This is a genomic window from Hydrogenophaga crocea (assembly GCF_011388215.1).
Classification (GTDB): domain Bacteria; phylum Pseudomonadota; class Gammaproteobacteria; order Burkholderiales; family Burkholderiaceae_C; genus Hydrogenophaga; species Hydrogenophaga crocea.
Genome location: NZ_CP049989.1, coordinates 695514 through 707983, shown reverse-complemented (window position 1 = coordinate 707983; position 12470 = coordinate 695514). Strand labels below are relative to the sequence as shown.

General features: G+C 71.7%; 9 protein-coding genes. 5 read left to right on the top strand and 4 right to left on the bottom strand.

What is annotated here, in order from left to right:
• Window positions 1–45: 45 nt before the first annotated feature.
• Together dnaK and dnaJ are read left to right on the top strand one after the other, a co-directional pair.
• Window positions 46–1980, top strand: a complete 1935-nt coding sequence (dnaK, locus tag G9Q37_RS03325) for a molecular chaperone DnaK (RefSeq protein ID WP_166224538.1) — start codon at window positions 46–48, stop codon at window positions 1978–1980.
• Window positions 1981–2063: 83 nt separating this feature from the next.
• Window positions 2064–3197, top strand: a complete 1134-nt coding sequence (dnaJ, locus tag G9Q37_RS03320; protein ID WP_166224535.1) for a molecular chaperone DnaJ — start codon at window positions 2064–2066, stop codon at window positions 3195–3197.
• A gap of 7 nt (window positions 3198–3204) precedes the next feature.
• Here dnaJ and G9Q37_RS03315 read toward each other — a convergent pair whose 3' ends face one another.
• A complete protein-coding gene (locus G9Q37_RS03315; protein WP_166224532.1) occupies window positions 3205–3684 on the bottom strand; it encodes a DUF6314 family protein in 480 nt (159 codons plus the stop codon).
• A gap of 90 nt (window positions 3685–3774) precedes the next feature.
• Here G9Q37_RS03315 and G9Q37_RS03310 point away from each other — a divergent pair, with 90 nt between their 5' ends.
• From G9Q37_RS03310 to G9Q37_RS03300, 3 genes are read left to right on the top strand one after another with little or no spacing between them, the layout of a single operon-like run.
• A complete protein-coding gene (locus tag G9Q37_RS03310) occupies window positions 3775–4773 on the top strand; it encodes a ZIP family metal transporter (RefSeq protein ID WP_166224529.1) in 999 nt (332 codons plus the stop codon).
• A 29-nt stretch (window positions 4774–4802) separates the two neighbouring features.
• Window positions 4803–6167 (top strand): MBL fold metallo-hydrolase, encoded by a 1365-nt coding sequence (locus G9Q37_RS03305; protein ID WP_166224526.1) that lies wholly within the window; start codon window positions 4803–4805, stop codon window positions 6165–6167.
• Window positions 6168–6198: 31 nt separating this feature from the next.
• Window positions 6199–7374 (top strand): lytic murein transglycosylase, encoded by a 1176-nt coding sequence (locus G9Q37_RS03300; protein WP_166224523.1) that lies wholly within the window; start codon window positions 6199–6201, stop codon window positions 7372–7374.
• Between the two features lie 21 nt (window positions 7375–7395).
• On the opposite strand, the gene ppc is transcribed toward G9Q37_RS03300, so the two are convergent.
• From ppc to G9Q37_RS03285, 3 genes are read right to left on the bottom strand one after another with little or no spacing between them, the layout of a single operon-like run.
• Window positions 7396–10257 carry a phosphoenolpyruvate carboxylase gene (gene ppc / locus G9Q37_RS03295; protein WP_166224520.1) on the bottom strand — a complete coding sequence of 954 codons (2862 nt, stop codon included), beginning with the start codon at window positions 10255–10257 and terminating at the stop codon, window positions 7396–7398.
• 11 nt (window positions 10258–10268) lie between these two features.
• A complete protein-coding gene (locus G9Q37_RS03290; protein ID WP_166224517.1) occupies window positions 10269–10913 on the bottom strand; it encodes an ABC transporter ATP-binding protein in 645 nt (214 codons plus the stop codon).
• On the bottom strand, window positions 10897–12465 hold the full coding sequence (locus tag G9Q37_RS03285; protein ID WP_166224514.1) for an ABC transporter permease: 1569 nt from the start codon (window positions 12463–12465) through the stop codon (window positions 10897–10899). Before G9Q37_RS03285 ends, G9Q37_RS03290 begins: the two co-directional genes overlap by 17 nt.
• Between the last annotated feature and the right edge of the window lie 5 nt (window positions 12466–12470).

Here is a 12470-nt window from a genome sequence, read left to right as displayed (position 1 = left end):
GCACATCGTTTTCACACCTATTTCCACACCGGACGGAGAACCAACATGGGACGCATCATCGGCATCGACCTCGGCACCACGAACTCGTGCGTGGCCATCATGGAAGGCAACAACACCAAGGTGATCGAGAACAGCGAAGGTGCGCGCACCACGCCCTCGATCGTCGCCTACCAGGAAGACGGTGAGGTGCTGGTCGGCGCTTCGGCCAAGCGCCAGGCCGTGACCAACCCCAAGAACACGCTGTACGCGATCAAGCGCCTGATCGGCCGCAAGTTCACCGAGAAGGAAGTGCAGAAGGACATCGACCTGATGCCCTATTCCATCGTGGCCGCCGACAACGGCGACGCCTGGGTGGAGGTGCGCGGCAAGAAGATCTCGGCCCAGCAGGTCTCCGCCGACATCCTGCGCAAGATGAAGAAGACCGCCGAGGACTACCTCGGTGAGCCCGTGACCGAGGCCGTGATCACCGTGCCCGCCTACTTCAACGACGCGCAGCGCCAGGCCACCAAGGACGCCGGCCGCATCGCCGGCCTCGATGTCAAACGCATCATCAACGAGCCCACCGCCGCGGCCCTGGCCTTCGGCCTGGACAAGCAGGACAAGGGCGACCGCAAGATCGCCGTGTACGACCTCGGCGGCGGCACCTTCGACGTCTCCATCATCGAGATCGCCGACGTCGACGGCGAGAAGCAGTTCGAGGTGCTGTCCACCAACGGCGACACCTTCCTGGGCGGTGAAGACTTCGACCAGCGCATCATCGACCACATCATTTCCGAGTTCAAGAAAGAGCAAGGCGTCGACCTGAGCAAGGACGTGCTGGCCCTGCAACGCCTGAAGGAAGCCGCCGAGAAGGCCAAGATCGAGCTGTCGTCCTCGGCCGCCACCGACATCAACCTGCCCTACATCACGGCCGATGCCTCGGGCCCCAAGCACCTGAACATCAAGCTCACGCGCGCCAAGCTCGAGGCCCTGGTCGAAGAGCTGATCGAGCGCACCATCGCGCCCTGCCGCACCGCCATCAAGGACGCCGGCGTGAGCGTGGGCGAGATCCACGACGTGATCCTGGTGGGCGGCATGACCCGCATGCCCAAGGTGCAGGACAAGGTCAAGGAGTTCTTCGGCAAGGAGCCGCGCAAGGACGTCAACCCCGACGAGGCCGTGGCCGTGGGTGCCGCCATCCAGGGCCAGGTGCTCTCGGGTGACCGCAAGGACGTGCTGCTGCTCGACGTGACCCCGCTGTCGCTGGGCATCGAGACCATGGGCGGCGTCATGACCAAGATGATCGCCAAGAACACCACCATCCCGACCAAGTTCTCGCAGGTGTTCTCCACCGCCGACGACAACCAGCCCGCCGTGACCATCAAGGTGTTCCAGGGCGAGCGCGAGATCGCCTCGGGCAACAAGCTGCTTGGCGAGTTCAACCTCGAAGGCATCCCGGCCGCGCCGCGCGGCATGCCGCAGATCGAGGTGACCTTCGACATCGACGCCAACGGCATCCTGCACGTGGGCGCCAAGGACAAGGGCACGGGCAAGGAGAACAAGATCACCATCAAAGCGAACTCGGGCCTCTCCGAAGCCGAGATCCAGCAGATGGTGAAGGACGCCGAGCTCAACGCCGCCGAAGACAAGAAGAAGGTCGAGCTCGTTCAGGCGCGCAACCAGGCCGAGGCCATGGTGCACAGCGTGAAGAAGAGCCTGGGCGAGCACGGCGACAAGCTCGAGGCCGGCGAGAAGACCGCCATCGAGGACGCCATCAAGGCCGTGGAAGAGGCCACGAAGGGCGACGACAAGGCCGCCATCGAAGCCAAGACCGAGGCCCTGATGACCGCGAGCCAGAAGCTCGGTGAGAAGGTGTACGCCGCGCAGCAGGCCGAGCAGGCCGCCGCCGGTGCCGCGCCCCAGGGCGAGGCCCGCGCCGACAGCAAGCCCGCCGACGACGACGTGGTGGACGCCGAAGTGAAGGAAGTCAAGAAAGGCTGATCGCACCCGCAGCAGCCCCACACCGCCGCGTCCGGGCAACCTGACGCGGCGTTCGTGTTCGACGACAACAAGCCCACAAGACCATGGCCAAACGCGACTTTTACGAAGTGCTCGGCGTGCCCAAGAACGCCTCCGACGAGGAGATCAAGAAGGCGTACCGCAAGCTCGCGATGAAGTACCACCCCGACCGCAACCAGGGCGATGCGGCCAAGGGCGCGGAGGAGAAATTCAAGGAGGCCAAGGAGGCCTACGAGATGCTCTCCGACCCGCAGAAGAAGGCCGCCTACGACCAGTACGGCCACGCGGGCGTGGACCCCAACATGCGCGGCGGCCCCGGCGGCGCCGAGGGCTTCGGCGGTTTCGGTGACGCTTTCGGCGATATCTTCGGCGACATCTTCGGTGGCGCGCGCCGCGGCGCGGGCGGCCGCCAGGTGTACCGCGGGGCCGACCTGTCGTACGCGATGGAGGTCACGCTCGAAGAGGCCGCCACCGGCAAGGAAACGCAGATCCGCATCCCGAGCTGGGACGACTGCGAGACCTGCCACGGCAGCGGCGCCAAGCCCGGCACCAGCGCCAAGACCTGCGGCACCTGCCACGGCCAGGGCGTGGTGCAGATGCGCCAGGGCTTCTTCAGCGTGCAGCAGACCTGCCCGACCTGCCAGGGCCGCGGCAAGGTCATCCCCGAGCCCTGCACCACCTGCCACGGCCAGGGCAAGATCAAGAAGCAGAAGACGCTGGAGATCAAGATCCCCGCGGGCATCGACGACGGCCAGCGCATCCGCAGCACCGGCAACGGCGAACCGGGCCAGAACGGCGGCCCCGCGGGCGACCTGTATATCGAGATCCGGCTGCGCAAGCACGACATCTTCGAGCGCGACGGCGACGACCTGCACTGCCAGGTGCCCGTGAGCATGACCACCGCCGCCCTGGGCGGCGAGATCGACGTGCCCACGCTGCAGGGCAAGGCCACCATCGACCTGCCCGAAGGCACGCAGAGCGGCAAGACCTTCCGCCTGCGCGGCAAGGGCATCAAGGGCGTGCGCAGCAGCTACCCGGGCGACCTGTACTGCCACGTGGCGGTGGAAACGCCGGTCAAGCTCACCGAGCACCAGCGCAAGCTGCTCAAGGAGCTCGACGAGTCGTTCAGGAAGGGCGGCCACAAGCACAGCCCGAACGACAAGGGCTGGTTCGAGAAGGCCAAGGACTTCTTCAGCTGAGGCCCGGTCAGGGCCCGTAGGTGTAGTGGATGGCCTCGCGCTTGCGCGGGCCGGCGATGGTCCAGCGCACCTGCAGCAGCGGGCCTTCGCACACCAGCGTGGCGGCGTAGCGGTCGGCCGCGCACTGGTGGGCCTCGATCTCGCGCCAGTGGCCCTCGGCGGCCGGCGCCATGTCGAACAGGAACACCGGCTGCTCGGGCCCGCGCCGCAGGTGTTCCAGGCGCAGCGCGCCCGAGGGCAGCGCCGACCACCGGAACACGTTGCGAAAGGCCGTGGGCTCGCGCCCCGGCGCCGCGGCCTGCCAATGGCCCTGTTCCTCGAACACCAGCACGCCCGGGGCCGGCTCGCCCACCGCGACGCCGCCCTTGCCCTCGCCGTCCCAGCCCGTGCCCGCCGCGCTGCGCGATTCGAAGCGCAATTGGCGCACCCGGCGCAGGCGGTTCAGCACATCGGTCAGCGCGGGCCAGGGGTCGTGAGCGGGCGGCATGGCGCGACTATCCCCGCCATAACGAGCATCGATTGGCCTTCATCGATAGTTTTTGCAAAACTATCTGGCCATATCGATTGGACGCCAGCCATGACCGCCCTGTTCCGCCAGATCCAGCCCGTCTGGGCCCAGCTGCAGCAGCTCGAAAGCCCCGTGCCCGCCCACGCCCTGCGCACCGCGCTGCTGGCCCTGGCCGCGGGCGTGCTTGCCATGGCCGGCCTGGCGGCGGCCTCGACCTTCTGGGGCCCCACGCAGGCCTGGTGGCTCGCGGTGGACGGCGGCAGCGCGATGGTGGCGGGCGTGCAGGCCTCGCTGCTGGCGGCCGTGGCCACCGCCGTGGGTGCCTTGCCCGTGTTCGTGGTGCAGCGCATCGGCAAGCGCCAGGAAGCGGCTTTCATGGCCTTCTCGGCCGGCGTGATGCTCGCGGCCGCGGTGTTCTCGCTGCTGCTGCCCTCGCTCGAGGCCAGCCGCGCCCTGGTGGGCGGTGGCGGCGCGGGCGCGCTGTTCAGCGGCCTGGGCCTGGCGCTGGGCATGGCGCTCATGCTCGGCATCGACCGCGCCCTGCCGCACGAACACGCGGTGCTGCCGCCGGCCGCGCCCGGGCATGCCGTGGCCGCCCGGCCCGGCGACCGCGCGGCGCAGCGCGCCTGGCTCATGGTGCTGGCGCTCATGATCCACAACCTGCCCGAGGGCCTGGCCGTGGGCGTGGCCTATGCCGGCCCGGCCAGCGCCGACGCCGTGCACGGCGGCGCGGCCGTGGCGCTGGCCATCGGTCTGCAGAACATGCCCGAGGGCCTGATCGTGGCGATGGCGCTGCGCACCCTGGGCCTGGGCGCGGGCAAGGCCTGGGGCGTGGCCGCGCTCACGGGCCTGGCCGAGCCGCTCGGTGCGATGTTGGGCATCGCGGTGCTGGGCAGCCTGCCCGCGCTTTACCCGCTGGGCCTGGCGCTCGCGGCCGGCGCCATGATCTTCGTGGTCAGCCACGAGATCATTCCCGAGACGCACCGCAACGGCTTCGAGGGCGCGGCCAGCGCCACGCTGCTCGCCGGATTCGTCTTCATGATCTGGCTCAACGAGGCCCTGGCCTGAACCCAGGCCGCAGCGCCTAAGATGCCCGCATGGGCGTCAACATCCGATTTCTCGGCGGGGCCGGCACCGTCACCGGCTCCAAGTACCTGGTCGAACACGAGGGCCAGCGGCTGCTGGTCGACTGCGGTCTGTTCCAGGGTTACAAACAACTGCGCCTGCGCAACCGCGACCCGCTCCCCGTGGTGCCGGCGCAGATCGGCGCGGTGGTGCTCACGCACGCGCACATCGACCACAGCGGCTACCTGCCGCTGCTGGTGCGCGAAGGCTTCAAGGGCAAGGCCTGGTGCACGCCGGGCACGCGCGACCTGTGCCGCATCCTGCTGCCCGACAGCGGCCACCTGCAGGAGGAAGAAGCCGCCTACGCCAACCGCAAGGGCTTCAGCAAGCACCAGCCGGCCCTGCCGCTCTACAACGAGGACGACGCGCGCGAGAGCCTCAAGCACCTGCACGCGGTGCCGCCGCACGAGGTCTTCGAGCCGCTGCGCGGCTGGCGCGTGCGCCTGTCGGGCGCGGGCCACATCCTCGGCGCGGCCAGCGTGCTGATCGAGGTGGGCGGTAAGCGGCTGCTGTTCTCGGGCGACCTGGGCCGGCCCGACGACGCGCTGATGCCCGCGCCCGATGCCCCGCCCGAGGCCGACGTGGTGGTGTGCGAATCGACCTACGGCGACCGCAGCCACCCCCAGGAAGACCTGCTCGCCGAACTCGGCCCCGCGCTCGCGCGCCTGGCCGCGCGCGGCGGCACGGCGGTGGTGCCGGTGTTCGCCGTGGGCCGCGCCCAGTCGCTGCTGCACGCGATCGCCCAGCTCAAGGCGCGCGGCGAGCTGCCCAAGGCGTTGCCCGTGTACCTCGACAGCCCCATGGCCGTGCACACCACCGAACTCTACGAACACCACCTGGGCGAGCACCGCCTGAGCGCCGCGCAGTGCCGCGACATGGAACGCGCCGCGCACCTGGTGACCAGCGTGGAGCAGTCCAAGGCCATTGCCATGCAGCGCGGGCCCAAGCTGATCCTGGCCGCCAGCGGCATGGCCACCGGCGGGCGCGTGCTGCACCACCTGAGCCAGCACCTGGGCGACCACCGCAACATGGTGGTGCTCACCGGCTACCAGGCGCCGGGCACGCGCGGCGCGCGCCTGGCGCAGGGCACGGAAACACTGCGCATCTTCGGCCAGGACTGGCCGGTGCGCGCCGAGGTGGTGCAGCTCGCCTCGGCCTCGGCCCACGCCGACGCGGGCCAGCTCATGGCCTGGCTGCGCCAGCTGCCGCGCGCGCCGCACCGCGTGTTCGTGACGCACGGCGACATGGAGGCCGCCGATGCCCTGCGCCTGCGCATCGAGCACGAACTCGGCTGGCGCGCGCTGGTGCCCGAACACAACAGCACCTGGATGGCTTGAACTTCTGGCGCGCCGCGCGCCTCTGTCTGCGATGAGATTCCTGCTTCCCCTGCTGCTGGCCGCCAGCGCCAGCGCCCATGCCCAGACCGACGACTTCCGCCAGTGCCTCGACGGCCTGCGCAGCACCGCGCGCGGCGCGGGCGTGAGCGAGGCCACGTTCCGCGCCCACACCGAGGCCTTGCAGCCCAACATGGGCGTGGTTGCCAACCTCGACGCCCAGCCCGAGTTCAAGACCCCGATCTGGGACTACCTGGCCGTGCTCGTGGACAACGAGCGCGTGGCCGACGGCGAAGCCCGCCTGAAGGAACACGCCGAGGTGCTGCAGCGCGTGCAGCAGCGCTATGGCGTGGACCCGGCCACCGTGGTCGCGGTGTGGGGCGTCGAGAGCAACTTCGGCCAGGGCTTCGGCCGCACGCCCATCGTGCAGTCGCTGGCCACGCTCTCGTGCTTCGGCCGCCGCCAGGCCTATTTCCGCACCGAGTTCGTGGCCGCGCTGCGCATCCTGCAGGCCGGCCATTTCGCGCCCGATCGCTTCACGGGCTCGTGGGCCGGTGCCTTCGGCCACACGCAGTTCATGCCCAGCACCTTCGAGCGGCTGGCGGTCGATTTCGACGGCGACGGCCGCGCCGACCTGTTCGACAGCGCGCCCGACGCGCTCGCCTCGACCGCGAACTTCCTGCAGCGCGCGGGCTGGCGCCAGGACCTGCCCTGGGGCTTCGAGGTGAAGCTGCCCGCAGGCTTCTCGGCCGCGGGCGAAGGCCGGCGCAGCAAACGCCCGAGCGCCGAGTGGCGCGCGCGCGGCGTGCACCTGGTCGACGGCACGCCGATTCCCGAGGGCCTGAGCCTGGGCCTGCTCGCGCCCGCGGGCGTGCAGGGCCCGGCCTTCCTCGTCACACGCAACTTCGACGCCCTCTACAGCTACAACGCGGCCGAGAGCTACGGCCTGGCCATCGCCCACCTGGCCGACCGCCTGCGCGGCGCCGGCCCCTTCGCCACGCCCTGGCCCACCGACGACCCCGGCCTGTCGCGCGCCGAGCGCCGCGAGCTGCAGACCCTGCTGCTCGCGCGCGGCCACGACATCGGCACGGCGGACGGCCAGCTTGGCGAGAAGTCGCGCGCCGCGGTGCGCGCCGAGCAGCAGCGCCTGGGCTGGGCGGTGGACGGCCGCGCGGGCCAGAAGCTGCTCAAGGCGCTGCGCGGCGGCTGAGCGCGCCGCGCCCGCGCGCGCTCAGCCGGTGTTGCGCAGGCCGGCTGCGATGCCGTTGATGGACAGGTGGATGCCCAGTTGCACGCGCTCGCCCGCCTGCCCGCTGCGGTAGCGCCGCATGAGCTCCACCTGCAGGTGGTGCAGCGGATCGATGTAGGGAAAGCGGTGGTGGATGGAGCGCGCCAGTGAGGGGTTGTCCGCCAGCCGCTGCGCATTGCCCGTGATGAGCTGCAGCGCCTGCGCGGTGCGCTGCCACTCGGCCTCGATGCGCGCGAAGATGCGCTGGCGCAGGCCCTCGTCGTCCACCAGGTCGGCGTAGCGGCGCGCCAGCGCCATGTCGCTCTTGGCCAGCACCATGTCGATGTTGGCGACCACGGTGCGAAAGAACGGCCAGCGCCGGTGCATGCTCTTGAGCAGGGCCAGGCGCTGCTCGCGCCCCGGGCCTTCGCCCAGGTAATCGTGCACCGCGCTGCCCAGGCCGAACCAGCCCGGCAGCGTCACGCGGCACTGGCTCCAGCTGAAGCTCCAGGGCACGGCGCGCAGGTCTTCGATGCGCCCGGGTGCGCCGCGCGTGGCAGGCCGCGAGCCGATGTGCAGCTCGGCGATCTCGCGGATCGGCGTGGCGCCGAAGAAGTAGCGGTCGAAGCCCGGCGTTTCCTGCACCAGCGCGCGGTAGCTCGCGGCGCTGGCCTGCGAGAGCCGCTCGGCCACCTCGTGCCATTCGGCCGGAATCGGTTTGGCCGGCGGCAGCAGCGTGGCCTCGAGCGTGGCGGCCACCAGGGTTTCGAGGTTGCGCCGGCCGATGTCGGCGTTGGCGTACTTGGACGCGATCACCTCGCCCTGCTCGGTGAGGCGGATCTGGCCGCGCACCGTGCCTTCGGGCTGGGCCAGGATGGCGTCGTAGCTCGGCCCGCCGCCGCGGCCCACGCTGCCGCCGCGGCCGTGGAACATGCGCAGCCGGATGCGCGTGGCCGGCACACCGGGCAGGCCATCGCGCGCGAGCGTGTCGAACAGCGCCACCAGCTCCACGCTGGCGCGGTGGATGGTCCAGTTGCTCGTGAACAGGCCGGCGTCCTTGTTGCTCTCGGAGTAGCCCAGCATCACCTCCTGCTCGCCGCCCGCGCGCTGCACCATGGACGCAATGCCGGGCAGCGCGAAGTAGTCGCGCAGCAGCGGCGCGGCGCGGCGCAGGTCGTCGATGGTTTCGAACAGCGGCACCACCATGAGGCCGGGCACGCCGCCGTCGGCCAGCGGACGCGGCAGCAGGCCGGTCTCCTTCTGCAGCAGCAGCACCTCGAGCAGGTCGCTCACCGAACCGGTGTGGCTCACGATGTGGTGGCGCAGCGCCTGCGCGCCGTAGCGCTCGCGCAGCTCGCGCGCGGCGACGAACACCGCGAGCTCGCTCTCGGTGTCGGCCGAGTAGGTGTGTCCGGGCACGCGCAGCGCGCGCCGGTCGTCGAGGCAGGCCAGCAGCAGGCGGCAGCGCGCCGCTTCGTCGAGCGCGCCATAGGCGGGCTCGAGCTTCGCGGTGGCCAGCAGTTCGGCCACCACGGCCTCGAAGCGCTGCGCGTGCTGGCGCAGATCCAGCGTGGCGAGGTGAAAGCCGAACACCTGCGCCGCGCGGATCAGCGGGCGCAGCCGCAGGTCGGCCAGCACCTCGCCGTGCTGCGCGAGCAGCGCGTCTTCGATGATGCGCAGGTCGCGCACGAAATCGGCGCAATCGACGTAGGGGTTCTGCGGCGGCAGCGCGTGGCGCGCGGCCTCGCCGCCGCTCAGGGCCTTGAGCGTGGCGGCCAGGCGCGCGTAGATGCCCGTGAGCGCGCGCCGGTAGGGTTCGTCCTGGCGGTGCTCGCTGGTGTCGGGGCTGGCGGCGGCCAGGGCCTGCAGCGGCTCGGGCACGCTCACCAGCCGCGCCGAGTGCGAGAGCTCCATGCCCAGGTGGTGCACCTCGGTGAGCAGGTGGCGCAGCGCGACCTCGCTCTGGCGGCGCAGCGCGAGCGCGAGCGTGTCGGCCGTGACCTGCGGATTGCCGTCGCGGTCGCCGCCCACCCAGTGGCCCATGCGCAGAAAGCTCGCCACCGGCCCGCCGGGCAGTTCGCGTTCGAGGTTCGCGTACAGCCGCGGGATTTCGCGCAGGAAGGTGGTGTCGTAGTAGCTCAGCGCGTTCTCGATCTCGTCGGCCACGGTCAGGCGCGAGAAGCGCAGCAGCCGCGTGTGCCAGAGCTGCATCACGCGCGCCTTGAGCTGCAGCTCGTTGGCCGCGATCTCGCGCGTGGCCACGGCGTCGAGCGCGCCGCCCGTGCCCTGCGAGCGCGCGCGGATGTCGTCGCGCTGCGCGAGCAGTTGTGCGATGCCGCGCTCGGCGTCGAGGATGCTCTTGCGCTGCACCTCGGTGGGGTGCGCGGTGAGCACCGGCGACACGTGGCTGTGCGCCAGCGCCTCGCGCACCGTCTGCGGCAGCACGCCGTTCCAGCGCAGCCGCGCCAGCGCCACGTCGAGCGAGCCCTCCTGCTGGTCGCCCGCGCGCTCGCGCGCCTGTCGGCGGCGGATGTGGTGGCGGTCTTCGGCGAGGTTGGCGAGGTGGCTGAAGTAGGTGAAGGCGCGGATCACGCTCACCGTCTGGTCGTCGCTGAGCGACTTGAGCAACTGCTCGAGCGCCTGTTCGCTCTGCAGGTCGGCGTCGCGGCGAAAGGCCACCGCGAGCAGGCGGATGCGCTCCACGGTGTCGTAGGCGGCCGCGCCGTCCTGATCGCGGATGACCTCGCCCAGCAGGCGGCCGAGCAGGCGGATGTCTTCCACCAGCGGCTGGTCGATGCGCCGCAGGCGCTGGCTGGCCGCGTCGCGGCGCGGGCTGGGGGCGGGCTTGTCCACGGTGTCGGGCATTGTGCCGGACCTCACCAGCGCGGCACGAGCCGGCCGCCCTCCAGCGCCCAGCCCTGCTGCGCCATCGCGCGCGCCTCGGCCTCGTCGTGCGTGACCAGGATCGCCGCCATGCCGGCCTCGGCGATGCGCTCGCGGAATTCGGCGCGCAGCTGCTCGCGCAGCGCGGCGTCGAGCGCGGAGAAGGGTTCGTCGAGCAGCAATGCGCGCGGCTGCGTGATGAGCGCGCGCGCCAGCGCCACGCGCTGCTGCTCGCCGCCCGAGAGGTGGGCCACGCGCGAGCGCGCATGCGCGCCCAGGCCGAAGCGCTCGAGCAGTGCGCGCGCGCGCTCGCGCGCCTCGCGCCGCGGCACGCCCTGCTCCACCAGGCCGAAGGCCACGTTGTCCTGCACGTCGAGGTGGGGGAACAGCGCGAAGTCCTGGAACATGAGCGCGAAGCCGCGCCGGTGCGGCGGCGTGCGTGTGAGATCGGCGCCGTCGAACCACACGCTGCCGCGCTCGGGCGTCTCGATGCCCGCGGCGATCTTGAGCAGCGTGCTCTTGCCGCTGCCCGAAGCGCCGAGCAGCGCCACGGTGCGGCCCGCGTCCACGCGCAGGCTCACGCCATCGAGCAGGGGCCGCTGGTCCCAGCGGTGGTGGATGTCACGCAGTTCGAGCATGGTCGGCGGGGTCGGGGCGCGGGCGGGCGCGGCCTTCGATGAGCACGAAGACCAGCAGCGCCAGCGCCATGAGCAGGCCCGCGAGCACCAGCGCGGCCTGCAGGTTGGACTCGCCCGGCCGGCCCAGGCGCTGGTGGATCAGCGTGGTGAGCGTGAGCCATTCGGGCCGCGAGAGAAAGAGCGAGACCGCGAACTCGCCCAGCATGGTGGCGGCCGCGAACGCGGTGCCGCGGCGCAGCGCGGGCCACACCTGGGGCAGTGTGACGCGCCAGAACACGCGCCAGGGCGAAGCGCCCAGCGTGGCCGCGGCCTGCGCCAGGTGCGGCGGCACGGCGTCGAGCGCGGCCGCGAGCGCCTTGGCGATGAAGGGATAGGCGATGAGCGCGTAGGCCGCCACCAGCAGCGGCAGGCTCGCGGTCCATTCGGGGTAGAGCAGCAGCAGCCCGAAGGCCACCGTGACCGGCGACACCACGAAGGGCAGGAAGGCCGCGGCGCGCCACACCACGCCCCAGCCACGCAGCGCCTGCGCCGACACCGCGTGCAGCACGCCCATGGGCAGCGCCAGGGCCAGCGCCAGCACGGTGAAGCGCAGCGTATTGCCCAGCGCGAGTTGCGTGGCGGGCTCGCCGAGCACGCGCCACGCGCTGCCGTCCGCCAGGGCCGGCGCCGCGCGCCACACGATGGCCAGCAGGGGCGCGGCCGCCACCGCCCCCAGCAGCGCGAGCGCGGCCGCCACGGCGGCGCGCTCACCCATGCCGCGGGCCGCGCGGCGCGGCAGCCGGTCGGCGCGCGCGGGCACGGCCAGGCGCTGCTCGATCGCCGCATAGGCCAGCGCCACCGCGCCGTTGAGCAGCAGCATCCACAGCGCGAGCACGCCGGCCTGGCCGAGTGCAAGCTCGTGCGCCACCAGGGTGTAGATCTCCACTTCGGCCGTGGCCCAGCGCTGACCACCGAGCACCAGCGCCAGGCCGAAGCCGCTCAGGCAGTACAGAAACGCCAGGCAGGCCGCCGACGCGAGCCAGGGCCGCACGGCCGGCCATTCGACGCGCCAGAACGCGCGCCAGGGCGTGGCGCCCAGGGTGCGCGCCGCGGCCACGCGCGAAGCGCTGACCTGATCGAGCGCGTCGACGCCGGCACGCACCACGAGGCAGAGGTTGAAGAACACGTTGCCATAGACCAGCAGCCAGGGCGTGTCCGAGCCGTCGATGCCCAGCACCCCGCGCGGCCCGAACAGCGCCAGCACGCCCATGGCCGCCACCAGCGTGGGCACCACGAAGGGCAGCATGAGCGCACGCAGCGCGAGCGCGCGGCCCGCGAACTCGAAGCGCGCGAACACCCAGGCCAGCGGCAGGCCGAGCAGCACGCACAGCGCCGCGCTCAGGCCCGCCTGCGCGAGCGACCACAGCACGCGGCCGCGCAGGTAGGCGTCGGCCCACAGGCCCCAGAAGCCCGGCTCGGCCGTGCCCCAGCCCTCGGCCAGCAGGCGCGCCACGGGCGCCGCCGCGAACAGCAGCAGAAAGCCCAGGGGCAGCGCGCTCAGGGCGAAGCGCATGGGCC